Origin of the sequence: Brachybacterium sp. NPDC056505, assembly GCF_042794925.1 — a bacterium.
GTDB lineage: Bacteria > Actinomycetota > Actinomycetes > Actinomycetales > Dermabacteraceae > Brachybacterium > Brachybacterium kimchii.
Map to the genome: position 1 here is coordinate 1 of NZ_JBHTSV010000057.1, position 15,507 is coordinate 15,507.

Sequence of the window (15,507 nt, forward strand, 5' to 3'; positions counted from 1 at the left end):
TCACTACAACTACCATCGGCCCCACACCGCCTGCGGCGACCAGCCCCCGGCCTCACGCCTGCCCACCGGCATCGACAACGTCATGACCAACTACATCTAGGTCCGTAGACTCGGGGAGTTCCCGAGACGGAGGAGTCGATCATGACCGAGCAGTACGACGAGGACCTCACGAACCTCACCGACCCGACGCCGTCGGACCTCTCCGAGGAGAGCAGCCTCGAGGCGGCCATCGACGACGAGGACGAGGACGAGGACCCCGACGTGGAGCCCGGTGCCGAGGGGCCCGAGGGCACCGGCATCGAGGGCGCCGACGACATCCTCGAGGAGGACCGCGACCGCGACGCCGAGGACGATTCGTTCTACGACTCGGACTACCCGAGCACGCTCGGCGAGGACGATTCGGCCGCCGCCGAGCAGGGAAACCGCGACGGCGACGAGATGGTCTCCGAGGGGGACGACGCGGAGGAGGTCTCCGAGCTCGACGGCGACACCGAGGACGTGGACGCCCTGGGCGGCCCCGACGAGGACACCGCGGCCGACGCCGTCGACCTCGACGGCACCGACGGCGGGGAGGACCCGCTCTCGGGCGAGGCCCTCGGGTGAGCCAGGGGGATCGCCGGCCCGCGGCCCATCCCGCGCACGCCCTCGGTCCCCGCGTCGGCGTCAAGGCGCTGATCCTGCGCGACGGGGCGATCCTCATGAACCGCTCCGACGTCGACGGCCACGACGTCTTCGACCTGCCCGGCGGCGGGCAGGAGTACGGCGAGACGCAGGCCGAGGCGCTCGTGCGCGAGTGCGCCGAGGAGATCGGCGCCCGCGTGCGCGTCCACGGCGTCGCATGCATCTGGGAGTTCCTCACCGAGGTGGGCGGCTTCCGCCGCGAGCAGATCCCGCTGTCCCACCAGCTCAACGTGGGCTTCTGGTGCGGGCTCGAGCCCGGTGAGGAGCCCCGCGCGGAGGCGACCACCGGCATGGACGCCTGGCAGGTCGGCACGTCCTGGCTGCCCGTGGACCAGCTGGACCGCTTCGACGTGCGCCCGCGCGCGATCGCCGACTGGCTGCAGGCCGACCCGTCGATCCGACCGGTCGGCCTCGGACCCGTCGAGCTCTAGGAAGGAGGGCGGACATGGATCCCCTGGTGGGACTCGTGCAGCCGACGAGCCTCGTGGAGGCCGAGCTGCTGATCGCGACGTTCGTGCTGTGCTCGCTGATCGGCCTCGAGCGCCAGATGCGGCAGAAGAGCGCCGGCTACCGCACCCACGTGCTCGTGGGGCTCGGCTCGTGCGCCTTCACGCTGGTCTCGGCCTACGGCTTCGCGGCGGTGCTCGGCGAGGACGTCAACCTCGACCCCTCGCGCATCGCCGCCCAGATCGTCTCCGGCATCGGCTTCCTGGGCGCGGGCGTCATCTTCAAGGGCCGCTCCATGGTGCGCGGGCTGACCACGGCCGCGACCGTCTGGGTCTCCGCCGCCGTGGGGATGGCCTGCGGCAGCGGCATGCTCTCCCTCGGCGTCACCCTCACCGCGCTGCACCTGATCACGCTGTTCGTGGTCGCCCCGCTCGTGCGCCGCGTGCCCGGCCCGGACCGCCACCGCCTGCTGCGGGTCACCTACGCCGACGGCAGGGGCGCGCTGCGCGACATCCTCGCGACCGCGACCGGCGCCGGCTTCACGAACTCGATCGAGAACTCCCGCAAGATCACCGGCAACGACGGCGAACCGAAGATCGTCATGGACATCCGCTTCTTGGGCCGCCCGCCCGTGCGCGACCTGATCCCGCCGCTGCTCGAGGTCGCCGGGGTCGAGCGGGTCTCGCTCGCCAAGCACAAGAGCGGGCCCGGAGCCGACGCCGACGACGACTGACGTCCCTGGCTAGGGTGGGGGACGACTGCACAGGCGCGGCTGCCCGTCGCGCACCACGACCCGAGGAGCACCATGACCAGCGCACCTTCCATCCGCTTCCGCGACGGTCGATCGATCCCGCAGCTCGGCTACGGGGTCTGGCAGGTCGGGCCCGACGTCGCGGCCGACGTGGTCGTCAAGGCCTTCGAGGCCGGCTACCGGCACGTCGACACCGCCCGAGGGTACGACAACGAGGACGGCGTGGGCCGTGCGCTCGCCGCGTCCGGCCTCGCGCGCGACGACTACTTCGTGACCTCGAAGGTCCCCAACCAGGACCAGGGGCGCGAGGCAACGCTGCGCTCCTTCGACGCCACCATGACCGACCTCGGTCTGGACGAGCTCGACCTCTACCTCATCCACTGGCCCGCGCCGGAGAAGGGGCTCGCGCTGGAGACCTGGCGCACCCTCATCGAGCTGCAGGAGCAGGGGCGGATCCGCTCGATCGGCGTCTCGAACTTCCGGCCCGAGGACCTCGAGATGCTCGAGGCGGAGACCGGCGTGCTGCCCGTGCTCAACCAGATCGAGCTGCATCCGTACTTCAACCAGCCCGAGCTGCGCGCGGTGCACGCCGAGAAGGGCATCGTCACCGAGGCCTGGTCACCGCTGGGCCAGGGCGGCGGGGAGCTCGAGGACCCGGTGGTGCTCGAGATCGCCCGCGCGCACGACGCCGATCCGGCCCAGGTGCTCATCGCCTGGAACCTCGCCCTGGGCGACGTGGTGATCCCGAAGTCCGTCACGCCCGCACGGATCGTCTCGAACCTCGAGTCCCTCGACCTCGCCCTTGCGGACGGGGAGATCGCGCGGATCACCGGGCTCCACAAGGGCGAGAGCGGACGGCAGGGCAAGCACCCCGGGGAGTTCGCGGGCCACCAGGGCTCCTGATGTCCTGAGCGGCGGGCCGCCGGCGGGCCCCCTGGGCTGCGGGCTCACGCGGGCGACCGACGCTCCTCGAGCACCGCGAGCGCCCCGAGGATGGTGGCGCGGCTGCGCTCGAGCTCCTCGCGGCGGCGGTCGACGACGGCGAGCTGCTCGGTGAGCAGCGCGCGGCGCTCCGCGTCGTCCATGTCCGCCCAGTGCGCCATGCGCGTGCGCATGTCCTGCAGGGAGAAGCCCGCGTCGCGCCCCGCGAGGACGAGCCGCACGCGCTGCACGGCGTCCTCCCCGAAGTCGCGGTAGCCATTGGGTCCGCGGGTGATCTGGCCGGGGCTGAACATGTCCCGCTCCTCGTAGAAGCGGACGGTCGAGGGCGTGAGCCCGGTCCTGCGGGCGAACTCGCCGATGCGCATCGGGATCCTCCTCCTTGACCTTCCAGTGACTGGAAGGTCTAGCGTCCCAGACGTTCGACCCCCTCGTCCGTCCGTCCAGGAGATCCCCGTGGCCCAGGTGCTCGCGATCGTCGCGTCCGTGCTGTTCGTCCTCCGAGTGCTCGCACTCGTCGCCCTGCACGTGCGCCCCGGCGGCATCCACCCCCTGCGGCACGCGGTGAGCGACTACGCCGCCTCGTCCGTGCCCGGCACCCGGCGCCTCGCCGCGGTCGCCTCGTGGCTCGCGGCCGCCGCCTGGGCGATCCTGGGCGTCACGGTCCTCGCGCTCCCCGCCGCGACCTCGCACACGGGGCTCGGCGTGTGGCTGTTGGTGCTGGCGGTGGTGCTCGCGGTCATGCCGCGCGTGCCCACCGACGCGCCCGGGGAGCCCGTCACCTCACGCGGACGGCTGCACCTGCTGCTCGCCGTCGCCTGGTTCGCGATCGCGTACTCGACCATCGGGCCGCTCACGCGGGTGCTCGCCGAGGCGACGGGGGCGCCCGCGCCCGGGATCCTGCCCGTGCTCCACGTGATCGCGGCGATCGCCCTGGTGAGCCTCGTCGTCTCCCTGCTGGTGAGGGCGCTGCGCGAGCGCACCTTCGGTCTCAGCGAGCGCGTGTTCATCCTCGCCGTCACCCTCGCCCCGCTGATCGTGAGCGTGGGCCTGGCCGCCGCGTGACCGCAGCCCCCGTAGGCTCGAGAGCATGACGCTGCCCACCGCCTCCGCCCCATCCGACACCGCGATCGCCTGGTGCCTCCTGGACGCGCAGGGTCGCGAGCTCTCGAGCAGCGAGGCCGATCGCGCCTTCTACGCGGCGAGCACCATCAAGCTGCACGTGCTGCTCGCCGCGCTGAGGGCCGGCGACCGCGGGGAGCTGGACCTCGGAGCGGAGGTCGCCGCGACAAGCACCTTCACGGGGGAGGGCGGCGCGTCGTTCACGCTCGCGGGCGACCATCTGGATCCGACGCATCCACCCGAGGGCGAGCCGGTCCCCGTGCGGGAGCTGCTGGTGCGGATGATCGACCGCTCGAGCAACGAGGCGACCGATCACGTGCTCTCCCTCGTCGGCCTCGAGGCCGTGGCCTCCGTGATCGCGGACCTGGACCTGCCCGCGACGTGCGTCGAGCGGATGATCGGCGACGGCGCGGCGCTCGCCGCGGGCCGCACCAACGAGACCAGCGCGCGGGACCTCGCGCGCACCATGGACGCGATCGTGCGGAGCGGCTCCGCCCTCGCCCGCGAGGCGCTCGCCGCGCAGCGGATCCGCATCATCGGCCGCGCGGTGCGGCCCGGCGTGCCCGTGCTCTCGAAGTCCGGCTGGGTCGACGGCTTCCGGCACGACGTCGCGGCCATCGGCGGCAGCGACGGGGCCGGCTTCCACGTCCTCGCGGTGATGACCGGCGGATGGGCCGAGGAGGAGGCCGACGAGCGGATCCTCGCGCGGACCCGGGAGCTGCTGCCCGCAGGGGTGCTGCGCTAGCTCAGCCCTTCGCGAGCTCCACGCGACGCGCCCCGGCGTACTCGCCGTCGGTGTCGTACTCGGTCAGGGAGACGACCTCGACGCTGCGGGCCGCGTTCGGGGCCTGCATGATCTTGTCGTCGCCCACGTAGAGGGCGACGTGGCGGATCGACTCGGCGCCCGGCTCGGTCGCGAAGAACACGAGGTCGCCGCGCCGGAGGTCCTCGCGCTCGACGCTCTGCAGTCCCGACTCGTGCATCTGGTCGCCGGCGTCGCGCTCGAGGGTGATCCCGTGGTGGTGGAACAGGGTGTACGTGTACCCGGAGCAGTCGTAGCCGTATGCGCTCACGCCGGCCCAGAGGTAGCGCAGGCCCAGGAAGCGCTCGCCGGTCGCGATGATGTCCTCGACCGTGGGGCGCGGCGTCTTCTCGCCGTGCGCGCGCACCGCGGCGTCCTCGATGCTGAGCTGCATGGTGCCCGCGTCAGGGACGGCGACCTCGATGCTGTCCTCGTTCTGGCCGGTGACCGGGAGGATCGTGTCGAAGGAGACCGGCAGGCGCGCGCCCTCGCCGCGGCTCGGCGAGGTGAGGGTGCTGGTGAGCGCGGTGACGGTCGCGGTCGAGGCGCAGCGCGCCAGGCGCGCGAAGCGCTCGTCGACGGTGAGGTGGTCGACCGGGACCCAGCCCGGGTAGCCGCGGTCGTCGCGCGGGGTGCCCTGGGCGGTGACCACGATGTGCGCCCACTCGCCGTCGATCTCGTCGACGATGACCTCGCTGCCCAGCACGGCCTGCGACTCGAGCTTCCCGGTGAGCCACTTGCGGGTCTCCTCGTCGGGCATCTTCGCGTTCCACGCGTCGAGGTCCACGGGCGTCGAGACCGCGCCGTCGTCGATGCCGTCGCGGTTCGTGCGCGGATCGACCCACAGCGTGGTCGCCGTGACCTTCACGTGCGCTCTCTCGCCGGCCTTCGGCGCCCTGCCGCCGCTGCCGTGACCGTGGTCGCCGTGCCCGTGGCCGCCCTTGTGCGCAGGAGCGGCGGCGGCGGAGGCGGCGCCGGCGAGGCCCGCGAGGCCGGCGGCACCGGTGGCGGCGAGCCGCAGCCCGGCGCGCCGGCTGACCTGCGGGTTCTGCGATGCGTCGGCGGGGTCGTGCGGGGAGGTGCTGCGATGGGCGGACATGGTGTCCTCCTTCGAGGAGACGGGTTCGGGCATGCCGGGGACCTGCGGGGCGCGCGACGCATGCGGTCGCTGCGGGGTCGACGTCACCTACCACCTCCTGCGTCATCAGCGTCCTGCATCGGGTCGAGCATCGCAAGGCCGAGCCCGGGACCGCCGATCAGCTCGAGCTCGGCGCCGCGCTGGCGGTAGCCGCCCGACGGCGCCGCGGAGGTGAACCAGGCCGGGGGATCGAGGTCGATGAGGGCGATCGCCGGGTGCGCGAAGGCCAGGTGGGCCGCGGCGGTGATCGAGATCCGCGGCTCCATCATCGAGCCCACCATGCAGGCGATGCCCGCCTCGAGGGCCACGTCGGCCACGGCGAGGGCCTCGCGCAGGCCGCCGGTCTTGGCGAGCTTGATGTTCAGGAGGTCGGCCGCGCCCGCCTCGACGATGCGGCGGGCGTCCTGCGCGTTCCATACGGCCTCGTCGGCCATCACCGGGGTCGCCACCTCGGCGCGCACCCGGGCGAGCCCCTCGAGGTCCGCGGCCGGGATGGGCTGCTCGACCAGCTCGATCGGCAGGCCGTCCCGCTCGAAGCCCGTGATGATGCTGATCGCCTCGCGGGCCTCCCAGCCCTGGTTCGCGTCCAGGCGCAGGCTCACCCCGGGGGCGGCCTCGAGCACGGCGGCGAGTCGACGGCGGTCCTCGTCGATGTCCCGTCCCAGCTTGATCTTCAGGATCTGCTCGCCCGAGGCGACCGCGTCGCGGGCATGACCGGCCATCACCTCGGGGTCCTCGAGGGAGATCGTCATGTCGTTGGTCAGCGTGCCGCAGCGGGTGCCGCCCAGCAGCTCGACCAGCGGCACCCGGGCGGCGCGCGCGGCGGCGTCGTGCAGGGCCACGTCCAGGGCGGCCTTCGCGCTCGTGCTCCCCGGGACAGCGTCCCGGATGCGGCGTCCGAGGTCTTCCAGGGTGCCCTGGGCGCCCTCGAGCGCGCTGCGCAGGGGACCGGCCAGGCAGTCGGCGATCGACTCGGCCGATTCGCCCGTGACGGCGACGGTCTCGGCCGAGGATCCCTGGCCGACGGTGCCGTCGGCCAGCTCGACCTCCGCGACCACGTAGTGCACGGCCTCGGTGCGCCGTGCCGCGGTCACGAAGGGCCGCTTGAGCGGCGCGACGTGGCGGTGGTGGCGCACCGCGACGACGTGCACGTCGGGATCCTGCAGGGTCTGCGGGGTCATCGATGCCCCTCCTCTCGCGGTGACGGTCACAGCGCGTGCATGACCTGGGCGCCGATCAGGCCCACGAACGTGCCCATGAACGATCCGATCAGGGCGAACAGCACGCCCACGGGGACCAGCTGGCGGTTGAAGGCGCTCGCGACCACGGGTGCGGAGGCGATGCCGCCGATGTTCGCGGTGGAGGCGACGGCGAGGGAGAACAGCTCGACCTTCGCGATCTTCGCGTAGAGCACCATGATCCCGGCGTGGATCGCGACCACAAGAATGCCCATCACGATGTAGATCGGCGCCTGCGTGATCGCCGAGAAGTCCGAGCCCGAGGCGATCTGGCCGATCACCACGAACAGCATCAGCGTGGCGACCTCGCTCGATCCGGCCGTCGACCCCAGCGGGGTCAGCGCGACGAGGAGCCCCAGCAGGGAGACGATGAGGATCGACCAGGTGGTGCCGTTGACGACCGCGCCCCACTCGGGCAGCAGGCCGCCGATCCAGATCGAGAGGGTCGAGACGAGGATCGCGCCGAAGACGACGATCGCGAGCGAGGACACCGTCACCTGCTTCTCCTCCTCCTCGAAGGCGCCCTCGTGGGCGTCGAGGTAGGAGGTGTCGGCCTTGGTCCAGCGGTTGAAGCGGGGCGAGACCGCGACCGAGGCGAACATCAGCATCAGCCACAGCGAGTACATCAGCGTGTCGGTGATCAGGGCGTAGCCGAAGATGTTCTCCGGTGCCTTGAGGATGTCCTGGACGGCCACCATGTTCGCGCTGCCGCCGGTCCAGCTGGCCAGGAGCGCGCCGAACACCTTCCACGCCTCGGGGTGCACCGCGGCCTGGAAGACCACGTACACCAGCACCATGCCGAAGCACAGGGAGGCCGAGGCGACGAACATCGTCAGCAGCAGCTTCGGTCCCAGACGGATGATCTTGCGCAGGTCGCAGCCGAACAGGAACAGGAAGATCATCGCCGGCAGCAGGACGTCCTTGACCTGGGCGATGGGGGCGCGGGTCGCCTCGTCCTGGCTGAAGACGCCGAGCGTGTTCAGCAGTGCGCACAGCAGGTACATCAGCACCATGCCGGGCACGTACTTGAACAGCTTCCAGCCGGTCGTCTTCTCGAGGACGATCAGCACGCACGACAGTCCCAGCAGGACGCCGAGCATCAGCAGGCCGTCGGTGATCATGGGGTGCTCCTCGGGGTGGGGAAGTGGTCGGGGATCGGGCAATAAAAAATCGGAAGCACCGACGCAGCGCGCCCGGGCGGGCGCGTTCGTGGTGCTTCCGACGGGTTCCGGTTCTGTGAGGTCCCGGGCGGACGGAGGCGTATGGCGTTATGCGGTGGAGTCCGCCGAGAGGTCGCGGTACTTCGCGGCGGCATTGCGCACGGACGCGGCGAGCGCCTTCTGCGAGGACCCGTGGTACCTCTCGGTGATGGATTCCACCAGGGCGTCGTCGTCGAGGATGGAGCGTCCCACCAGCAGTTCTCCCACGAACTCGACCGTGAGGGTGAGGGTGGCGGTGCAGTCCGCCTCTCGGATGACGTGCGACTCAGTATCGACGACGAGGCCGATGAAGAAAAGTCCCCACTGCGTCGTGATCGGATTGTTGCTCGGCGACTTCGCCTCTCCGGTCAGGTAGATCGTCGTCATGGTGAGAGGGTAGCGGGGCCGACGAGCGGGTCGTCGTCCAGGGCATCGGCGACCTCTTCGGAGCTCACCGGGCGACCGACCGAGACGACCGGCAGACCCGTCGCCGGTGAGCGGTCGCCGACGTGCTGCGCGGGGGCGTCTCCTCGTGCAGCCTTCTCGAGCAGCAGCGTCACGAACTCTTCGGTCTCTCTCCTGCCGACGGGCGAGAAGCCCAGAGACAGGTAGTAGTCCAGGAGATGAGGAGCGCAGTCCAGGCGCAGCCAGCGCGCACCCCGGTGCTCCGCCTCGGCGAGAGCGAGGTCGAGCACGGTCGCTCCCAGCCCGCGCCCGCTCGCCGCCGGATCGGTCATCAGACCATGCGCGTACACGGCCGGCTCGTCTCTCCGCTCGTGCTCGCCCCAGAAGTACGGGTCCGCTTCGAGGAGCCGCACGGCGGCGGTGAACGGAGAGGCGGTCGGCGCCGCCGGGTCCTGTCCGGCCTCGTCGAGGGCGTGCCAGTCCCCGCGGGCCACCTCATCCGCGATCTGCTCGGCTCCGAGCGAGCCGAGCTGCCACTGCACGATGCCGTGCTCGGCCATCCACTCCTCCCGTGCGCGGCGCATTCGGGCGAGGTGCGGGACGTCGTCGGGCGTGCAGGGGCGCAGGCGCGGCGGGCGCCTCGTGGTCTCCGTCCCCGCAGGTCCGCTCACAGCGGCAGCCGCACGTACGTGGTCTCGAGGTACTCCGCGATGCCCTCGTGGGAGCCCTCGCGGCCCAGGCCCGACTCCTTGACGCCGCCGAAGGGAGCGGCGGCGTCGGAGGCGACGCCCAGGTTCACCGCGACCATGCCCGATTCGATGCGTCCGGCGACGTCGGTGACCTCGGCGAGGTCACCGCCGACGGCGTAGCTCATGAGCCCGAACTCGGTGTCGTTCGCGGCGCGCACCATGTCCTCGACGTCGTCCATGACGATCACGGGCGCGACCGGTCCGAAGATCTCCTCGCGGTTCACGCGGGCATCGGCCGGGACGTCGCCCAGCACGGTGGGCAGGTAGAAGTAGCCGTCCCGGCATCCCTCGGACAGCTCGTCGGCGCGCGGCCGACGCCCGCCCGTGAGGACCTTCGCGCCGCGCTCGACCGCGTCGGCCACGAGCTCCTCGATCTTCTCCAGCGCCTTCGGCTCGATCATCGGGCCCATCGTGGTGCCCTCGTCGATCCCCGCGCCGACCTGCAGCGCCTCCGTCGACTCCACGAGGCGGCGGGTGAACTCCTCGGCGACGGACGAGTGCACGTAGAAGCGGTTCGCGGCGGTGCACGCCTCGCCGTTGTTGCGGAACTTCGCGGGCATCGCGGCGGCGATCGCCGTGTCCATGTCGGCCGAGGGGAGCACCAGGAAGGGAGCGTTGCCACCGAGCTCCATGGAGGTGCGCAGCACGTGCTCGGACGCCTGCGCGAGCAGGGAGCGGCCCACCGAGGTGGAGCCCGTGAACGAGACCTTGCGCAGGCGCCCGTCGGCCATCAGCGTCGAGGACAGTCCGGAGGAGTCCGAGGTGACGACCACGTTCACGACGCCCGCGGGGACGCCCGCGTCGGCGAGGATCTGGGCGAAGGCGAGAGAGGTCAGGGGCGTCATCTGCGCGGGCTTGAGCACGACGGTGCAGCCGGCTGCGAGCGCCGGAGCGATCTTGCGGGTGCCCATCGACAGCGGGAAGTTCCACGGGGTGATCGCGAGGACCGGGCCGACGGGCCGCGAGGTGGTGAGGATCGCCTGCTCGGCGGCGGGGGCCTGCCGGAAGCGTCCGGGCAGGCGCACGGCCTCCTCGCTGAACCAGCGCAGGAACTCGGCGCCGTAGGTGACCTCGCCGTACGACTCGTCCAGGGGCTTGCCCATCTCGAGGGTCATCAGCGCCGCGAGGTCGTCCGCCCGCTCGTGGCAGAGCTCGTAGGCGCGGCGCAGGATCTCCGAGCGCTCGCGGGGGAGGGTCGCCGCCCAGTCGGCCTGGGCGGCGACGGCGGCGTCGAGAGCCTTCCCGCCGATGCTCGCGGCGTCGGCGTCGACGACCTGGGTGAGGACGCGCCCGGTCGCCGGGTCCTGCACGTCGAGATCGGGGGTGCCGCCCAGGAAGCGGCCGCCGATGAAGGAGCTGCGGGGGGTGCGCTCGAGCAGGTCGGCGACCTTCGCGGGGGAGAGACGGGGCTTCGTGGTCATGGTGCGCTCCTTCGGGTCGGGGTCTCGGGCGGGGCCGACGGCGCGGCCGGTCCCTCCATCCTGCGCCTTCCGGGGCGGGATGGGGGAACCGGCCGCGGGGGATCAGTCGAACAGGATGACCTGGCGGACGGCCTCGCCGTCGGCCAGCTGGTCCATCGCCTCATTGATCTCCTCGAGGCGGATGGTGCGGCTGATCAGCTCCTCGACCGGCAGCTTCCCCTCGAGGTAGAGCCGGGCGTACTCGGGCACGTCCCGCCGGGGCACGGCCGAGCCCAGGTAGGAGCCGATGATCGACTGGGCCTGCGCGGTGAGCGGAAGCGGGGCGATCGTGACCTGCGCGGTCGGCGCGGGCAGTCCCACGGTGACCATGGTGCCGCCGAAGCCGATCGCGCCCACCGCGGTCTCGAAGGCCTTCGGATGGCCGGCCGCCTCGACCACGCGGTCGGCGGTGATCTTCTGCTCGGCGACCTCCTGCGGGGTGAACGTGCGGTGGGCGCCGAGCTCCTTCGCCCGCTCGAGCTTCGCGGGCAGGGTGTCCACGGCGATCACCTCCTTCACGTCCTGTGCGAGGGCGGTGATCAGGGCCGCCATGCCCACGCCGCCCAGGCCCACGATCATGATCGAGTCCTCTGGTCCCGGCTGCGCGGCGTTCAGGACGGCCCCGCCGCCCGTGAGCACGGCGCAGCCCAGCACGGCGGCGACCTCGGGCGGGACCTCGTCGGGGACGACGACGGCGCTCGCCTGGTCCACGACGGCGCGGGTCGCGAAGCCGCTCACCCCCAGGTGGTGGTGCACGTGCTCGCCGTCGCGGGTGAGGTGGTTCGAGCCGTGCAGCAGCACGCCGTCGTTGTTGGTCCTGGACCCGACCGAGCAGGGGAGGCGGCCGTCGGTGCGGCATTCGCGGCACTCGCCGCAGCGGGGGAGGAAGCTCATCACCACGCGGTCGCCCACGCGGATGTCCTCCACCTCCGCGCCCACGGCCTCGACCCGACCGGCGGCCTCGTGCCCCAGCAGCATGGGGACCGGTCGCGGCCGGTTGCCGTCGACCACGGAGAGGTCGCTGTGGCACACGCCCGCGGCCTCCATGCGCACGAGGATCTCGGTCGAGCCGGGCTCGGTGAGCTCGAGCTCGCTGATGGTGATCGGCCGGGAGTCGGCATAGGGGCGCTCGCGCCCCATCTCCTCGAGGACTGCTCCGCGGATCTTCATGCGGTCGCCTCGTTCGTCGTCCCGAACGTCGCCTGCGCGACCTTCGTGGCGAGCGGGTCTCCGGCCCTGAGCGGTCGGCCCTCGAAGGCGCCCTCGTGGGCGAGGACCGGCCGACGGTCGCCGGCGAGCTCGGGGTGCTTCTCCTCGAGCTTCTCGCGGCGGCTCATCTCCCTGTGCCAGCCGCGCACTACGTCGGGATGGCCCTGCTGGATGCCGCGCCAGGTGGTCGGCATCTCCTCGCGCGAGCGTCCCGTGTCTGCCGTGCCGAGCTGGCGCACGGAGGCCGGGACACGGGAGGTCTCCGCCCCGCACCGGCATCGCGGGTTGTCGTCGAACATCGAGGCCAGGCCCGCTTCGAAGCGGTGGCCCTCGGCGCACTTGAGGTCGTAGAGGATCATCGTCGGCCCCCTCAGCTGTAGAAGCCGTCGGGCGCGAGGGTGAGGCCCCGGCGCTGCTCGGCGTCGTGGCCGAAGATCATCTCCGCGCCGGTCTGCTCCTGGATCCTCCGCAGCTTCTCGACGGACTCGAGCCAGCCCACGCTGTCCCAGACGATGCCGGCGCCGATCGCGGGCGGGCCCCAGCTCGCGCCGAGGTACACCGCGTCCGAGGTGAAGATCTTGGAGCCGTCCTCCGGCAGGTCCACGCGCAGGCTCATGGTGCCCCAGGTGTGGCCCGGGGTGGAGATGACGCTGACGCCGGGGACGATCTCGGCGTCGCCGTGGACGGGCCCGAGCGGCAGGCCCGAGAAGTCCGAGACCAGGTGGGCGCCGGCGAACTCGCCCTCGATGCCCTTCACGCCCTCGATCTCGTCGGCCTGGGCGAGGATGCGGGTCTTCCCGTTCTCGAACATCTTCGCGTTCGCCGCGTGGTCGAAGTGGAGGTGGGAGAGGACCAGGATGTCGATGTCCTCAGGGGTCAGCTCGAGGTCCGCGAGCGCGGAGTCGAGGTAGCCGGGGCCTGCGGGGTCCTCCTGGACGGGGAAGAAGTCCTGGAAGCCGGTGGGCTCCCAGCGCTTCTCCCAGTCGCGCGGCACGCCCGTGTCCCACAGCACGCGGCCCTCGGGCGTCTCGATCAGCACGGCGTGGGTGGGGGCCTCGCCCCACGCGGCGGGCTTGTCCTTGTGGTGGCGATCGGTGATCGTGTTCCCAGCCTGCAGCAGCAGCCAGGTGTGGTCGCACTCCATCACCCCGGTCGACAGGATGTGCAGCTTCATGGGCGAATCGGTCGCAGTCATCGATGACTCCTCACGGTCGGTGCCCCGCTGGGCGACGGTGCCCTGCGGCGGCGCGTTCGCCCTCCACGCTATGGCCCGCACCACACCGCGCCTATGGTGTGCGGTGACAGGGATCGGACCGATCGATGGAGGATGGTCCATGGGGACGACGGAGTCTCTGCTCGCCGCGGTGATGGCCGAGGAGGACCCGGCCCGGCTCGAGAGCGCGATCGCCGCGGCGCGCGACTCCCTCGACGAGGCCGACGCCCGCACCCTGCGCGCCCTCCAGCAGCGTCTCGCCCAGGGCGCTCGGCGCGAGGAGCTGCTGCGCACGGTCTCCTCGATCGCCGTGGACGTCACCACGCGGCGCGACGTGGTGGGCGTGCTCCACGAGATCGTGCGCCGCACCCGCCTGCTCACCGGTGCCGACATGGCCTACATCGCCCTGAACACGGCGGACACCACCTTCATCCGCGAGTCCGACGGCGTGCGCACCGAGGAGTACCGCACCCTGCGCATGCCCATCGGCTACGGGGTGCTGGGCCGCGCCGCGACCGGCCGCGCGATCGTGACCACCGACGACTACCTCGAGGACGCTGCGCTCTCGCACATCGAGGAGATCGACGACATCGTGCGCGGCGAGGGTGTGCGCTCGATCCTCGCGGTGCCCATGACCCTGCGCGAGCAGGTGCACGGCGCACTGCTGATCGCCGACCGCACGAGCCGCGAGTACCCGCCCGAGACCGTCGACATCGTGGACACCCTGTCCCGCCATGCGAGCGTCGCCCTCGACAACGCGCGGCGCTTCGAGGAGGTCACCGGTGCGCTCACGAGCCTCAGCGCCCGCCAGGACGAGGACGAGGAGCGCATGGTCGAGCTCCACGAGATCCTCGACCTCGACGCGGGGCTGCTCGAGGCGCTGCTGGACGGCGGCGACCTCGACCTGTTCGCCCGCCGCGCGGGCGAGTTGCTGGGCGCGGATCTCGCGCTGCTCGATGCGAGCGGCGTGCCGATGGTCGAGACCGATCCGGGTGCCCATCTCGCCGCCGGGCTCGACGCGGAGGCGCTGCGCGCCGCCCGCGGGACAGGGGTGCCGGCGGTCTCCGGCGGCACCACGCTGGCCTGCGCGAGCAGCGGGAGCGAGCACCTGGGCACGCTCGTCGTCGGCCGGGCCCTCGCCCCGCGCCTGCTCCCGCGCGTGCAGAGGGTCGCGGTGTTCTTCGGGATCCTGCTCCTGCTGGGCCGCGCGCAGCAGGACGACAGGCGCCGCCGCGACCGGGCCGTGATCGATGCGCTCGTGCGCGGCGGACGCGAGGTCGACACCGTGCGCGGAGATGCGCGAGTGCGGGCGGTGCGCCCCGGAGCGGCGGTGCGCATGGTCGCGATCGACGCCTTCGACGCCGACGTCGGCTCCCTTGCCGACCGCCTGCGAGAGGGGATGGGGCACGACGGTGCGGTGGTCGCGCTGCACGGTGATCACCTGTGCGTCCTCGTGCCCGACGCCGCCTCGGACGCGCTGGCCGCGCTGCTCGACGTGGGGGCGAGCGGTGTGAACGCGGGCTGGTCGAGCCCCGTGGAGGGCACGGACCGGATCCCCGCGGCGCATCGCTCGGCGGAGCTCGCCCTGCGCTCCCTCGCCGTGCTCGGGGTGCGCGGGAGATCGGCCGACGGCGAGAGGATCGGCATGGTGGGCCTGCTGGCCGAGGCCATCCACCGCGACCCCACGCTGCCCTCGCCGCTCGCGGTGATCGGGCCGCTCGAGGACTACGACCGCGAGCACGGCACCGAGCTCACGCGCAGCGCCTGGGCCTTCGCCGAGGCCGGGAGCCACGTCCCGCGCACCGCCCGGATGCTGCACGTGCACCCCAACACCGTGCGCCAGCGGCTCGAGCGGATCGCGGGACTGCTGGGGGAGGACTGGCGCACTCCCGCGCGGTTCCTCGACCTCCACTTCGCGTTGCGCATGTGGTCGCTGGGGCGTGAGGTGGGGTGACGTGCGCGTCTCCAGGGATTGTCCTTCGAGTTCTTCGAGCGGCGAGAACGCCGGTGGCTCCGCGAGTTAGGCCAAGATGACACTTGATCGTGCGGCAGTCGCAGAGGGACTGCCGCATGATCAGGTGACAGTTGTGGTGTCAGGCCGCGAGGCTCACGGCCGGTTTCATGATGGTCTCGTATTCGATGGGGGTCAATCGG

17 protein-coding genes are annotated in these 15,507 nt (G+C 72.1%); 7 read left to right on the top strand and 10 right to left on the bottom strand.

Annotated elements, in window-relative coordinates:
- The first annotated feature begins 141 nt into the window (after nucleotides 1-141).
- From ACFQ53_RS17125 to ACFQ53_RS17140, 4 genes are all read left to right on the top strand, one after another.
- Nucleotides 142-603, top strand: a complete 462-nt coding sequence (locus ACFQ53_RS17125; protein WP_377861995.1) for a hypothetical protein — start codon at nucleotides 142-144, stop codon at nucleotides 601-603.
- The gene (locus tag ACFQ53_RS17130) at nucleotides 600-1,112 is read left to right on the top strand and encodes an NUDIX domain-containing protein (protein WP_377861998.1); all 513 of its coding nucleotides are present in this window, start codon (nucleotides 600-602) and stop codon (nucleotides 1,110-1,112) included. Before ACFQ53_RS17125 ends, ACFQ53_RS17130 begins: the two co-directional genes overlap by 4 nt.
- Before the next feature lie 14 nt (nucleotides 1,113-1,126).
- Entirely contained in the window at nucleotides 1,127-1,861 is a 735-nt protein-coding gene (locus tag ACFQ53_RS17135; RefSeq protein WP_377862001.1) for an MgtC/SapB family protein, read from the top strand.
- Between the two features lie 72 nt (nucleotides 1,862-1,933).
- Nucleotides 1,934-2,782, top strand: a complete 849-nt coding sequence (locus ACFQ53_RS17140; protein WP_377862004.1) for an aldo/keto reductase — start codon at nucleotides 1,934-1,936, stop codon at nucleotides 2,780-2,782.
- A 44-nt stretch (nucleotides 2,783-2,826) separates the two neighbouring features.
- Here the strand turns inward: ACFQ53_RS17140 and ACFQ53_RS17145 are convergent, their stop codons facing one another.
- The gene (locus ACFQ53_RS17145; RefSeq protein WP_249478302.1) at nucleotides 2,827-3,186 is read right to left on the bottom strand and encodes a MerR family transcriptional regulator; all 360 of its coding nucleotides are present in this window, start codon (nucleotides 3,184-3,186) and stop codon (nucleotides 2,827-2,829) included.
- Nucleotides 3,187-3,274: 88 nt separating this feature from the next.
- Between ACFQ53_RS17145 and ACFQ53_RS17150 the strand changes: the two genes are divergently transcribed.
- On the top strand, nucleotides 3,275-3,883 hold the full coding sequence (locus ACFQ53_RS17150; RefSeq protein ID WP_377862007.1) for a DUF998 domain-containing protein: 609 nt from the start codon (nucleotides 3,275-3,277) through the stop codon (nucleotides 3,881-3,883).
- A gap of 25 nt (nucleotides 3,884-3,908) precedes the next feature.
- Complete coding sequence (locus tag ACFQ53_RS17155; RefSeq protein ID WP_377862010.1) at nucleotides 3,909-4,685, top strand: serine hydrolase; 777 nt, start codon at nucleotides 3,909-3,911, stop codon at nucleotides 4,683-4,685.
- Nucleotide 4,686: 1 nt separating this feature from the next.
- Here the strand turns inward: ACFQ53_RS17155 and ACFQ53_RS17160 are convergent, their stop codons facing one another.
- The 9 genes from ACFQ53_RS17160 to ACFQ53_RS17200 form a co-directional block, all read right to left on the bottom strand.
- A complete protein-coding gene (locus tag ACFQ53_RS17160; RefSeq protein WP_377862013.1) occupies nucleotides 4,687-5,874 on the bottom strand; it encodes an NlpC/P60 family protein in 1,188 nt (395 codons plus the stop codon).
- 50 nt (nucleotides 5,875-5,924) lie between these two features.
- Complete coding sequence (locus tag ACFQ53_RS17165; RefSeq protein WP_377862017.1) at nucleotides 5,925-7,061, bottom strand: dipeptide epimerase; 1,137 nt, start codon at nucleotides 7,059-7,061, stop codon at nucleotides 5,925-5,927.
- Nucleotides 7,062-7,087: 26 nt separating this feature from the next.
- Nucleotides 7,088-8,239 carry a DUF819 domain-containing protein gene (locus ACFQ53_RS17170; RefSeq protein WP_377862020.1) on the bottom strand — a complete coding sequence of 384 codons (1,152 nt, stop codon included), beginning with the start codon at nucleotides 8,237-8,239 and terminating at the stop codon, nucleotides 7,088-7,090.
- 147 nt (nucleotides 8,240-8,386) lie between these two features.
- Complete coding sequence (locus ACFQ53_RS17175; protein ID WP_249478308.1) at nucleotides 8,387-8,704, bottom strand: DUF3870 domain-containing protein; 318 nt, start codon at nucleotides 8,702-8,704, stop codon at nucleotides 8,387-8,389.
- Nucleotides 8,701-9,282 carry a GNAT family N-acetyltransferase gene (locus tag ACFQ53_RS17180; RefSeq protein ID WP_377862023.1) on the bottom strand — a complete coding sequence of 194 codons (582 nt, stop codon included), beginning with the start codon at nucleotides 9,280-9,282 and terminating at the stop codon, nucleotides 8,701-8,703. The genes ACFQ53_RS17175 and ACFQ53_RS17180 overlap by 4 nt, the downstream gene beginning before the upstream one ends.
- A gap of 107 nt (nucleotides 9,283-9,389) precedes the next feature.
- Complete coding sequence (locus ACFQ53_RS17185) at nucleotides 9,390-10,892, bottom strand: NAD-dependent succinate-semialdehyde dehydrogenase (RefSeq protein WP_377862026.1); 1,503 nt, start codon at nucleotides 10,890-10,892, stop codon at nucleotides 9,390-9,392.
- Between the two features lie 102 nt (nucleotides 10,893-10,994).
- The gene (locus tag ACFQ53_RS17190; protein WP_377862029.1) at nucleotides 10,995-12,101 is read right to left on the bottom strand and encodes an alcohol dehydrogenase catalytic domain-containing protein; all 1,107 of its coding nucleotides are present in this window, start codon (nucleotides 12,099-12,101) and stop codon (nucleotides 10,995-10,997) included.
- The gene (locus ACFQ53_RS17195) at nucleotides 12,098-12,499 is read right to left on the bottom strand and encodes a zinc ribbon domain-containing protein (protein ID WP_377862032.1); all 402 of its coding nucleotides are present in this window, start codon (nucleotides 12,497-12,499) and stop codon (nucleotides 12,098-12,100) included. Before ACFQ53_RS17195 ends, ACFQ53_RS17190 begins: the two co-directional genes overlap by 4 nt.
- Before the next feature lie 11 nt (nucleotides 12,500-12,510).
- Nucleotides 12,511-13,335 carry an N-acyl homoserine lactonase family protein gene (locus ACFQ53_RS17200; RefSeq protein ID WP_377862035.1) on the bottom strand — a complete coding sequence of 275 codons (825 nt, stop codon included), beginning with the start codon at nucleotides 13,333-13,335 and terminating at the stop codon, nucleotides 12,511-12,513.
- A gap of 139 nt (nucleotides 13,336-13,474) precedes the next feature.
- On the opposite strand from ACFQ53_RS17200, the gene ACFQ53_RS17205 reads away from it, so the two are divergent.
- The gene (locus ACFQ53_RS17205; RefSeq protein ID WP_377862038.1) at nucleotides 13,475-15,307 is read left to right on the top strand and encodes a helix-turn-helix domain-containing protein; all 1,833 of its coding nucleotides are present in this window, start codon (nucleotides 13,475-13,477) and stop codon (nucleotides 15,305-15,307) included.
- Nucleotides 15,308-15,507 lie beyond the last annotated feature (200 nt).

Bases quoted from the DNA above. Each gene is read 5' to 3' on its own strand.
- ACFQ53_RS17155 (WP_377862010.1), top strand. From the start codon at position 3,909: ATGACGCTGCCCACCGCCTCCGCCCCATCCGACACCGCGATCGCCTGG.
- ACFQ53_RS17145 (WP_249478302.1), bottom strand. From the start codon at position 3,186: ATGCGCATCGGCGAGTTCGCCCGCAGGACCGGGCTCACGCCCTCGACC.
- ACFQ53_RS17160 (WP_377862013.1), bottom strand. From the start codon at position 5,874: ATGCCCGAACCCGTCTCCTCGAAGGAGGACACCATGTCCGCCCATCGC.
- ACFQ53_RS17135 (WP_377862001.1), top strand. From the start codon at position 1,127: ATGGATCCCCTGGTGGGACTCGTGCAGCCGACGAGCCTCGTGGAGGCC.
- ACFQ53_RS17165 (WP_377862017.1), bottom strand. From the start codon at position 7,061: ATGACCCCGCAGACCCTGCAGGATCCCGACGTGCACGTCGTCGCGGTG.
- ACFQ53_RS17185 (WP_377862026.1), bottom strand. From the start codon at position 10,892: ATGACCACGAAGCCCCGTCTCTCCCCCGCGAAGGTCGCCGACCTGCTC.
- ACFQ53_RS17170 (WP_377862020.1), bottom strand. From the start codon at position 8,239: ATGATCACCGACGGCCTGCTGATGCTCGGCGTCCTGCTGGGACTGTCG.
- ACFQ53_RS17200 (WP_377862035.1), bottom strand. From the start codon at position 13,335: ATGACTGCGACCGATTCGCCCATGAAGCTGCACATCCTGTCGACCGGG.
- ACFQ53_RS17205 (WP_377862038.1), top strand. From the start codon at position 13,475: ATGGGGACGACGGAGTCTCTGCTCGCCGCGGTGATGGCCGAGGAGGAC.
- ACFQ53_RS17125 (WP_377861995.1), top strand. From the start codon at position 142: ATGACCGAGCAGTACGACGAGGACCTCACGAACCTCACCGACCCGACG.
- ACFQ53_RS17140 (WP_377862004.1), top strand. From the start codon at position 1,934: ATGACCAGCGCACCTTCCATCCGCTTCCGCGACGGTCGATCGATCCCG.
- ACFQ53_RS17180 (WP_377862023.1), bottom strand. From the start codon at position 9,282: ATGGCCGAGCACGGCATCGTGCAGTGGCAGCTCGGCTCGCTCGGAGCC.
- ACFQ53_RS17195 (WP_377862032.1), bottom strand. From the start codon at position 12,499: ATGATCCTCTACGACCTCAAGTGCGCCGAGGGCCACCGCTTCGAAGCG.
- ACFQ53_RS17190 (WP_377862029.1), bottom strand. From the start codon at position 12,101: ATGAAGATCCGCGGAGCAGTCCTCGAGGAGATGGGGCGCGAGCGCCCC.
- ACFQ53_RS17175 (WP_249478308.1), bottom strand. From the start codon at position 8,704: ATGACGACGATCTACCTGACCGGAGAGGCGAAGTCGCCGAGCAACAAT.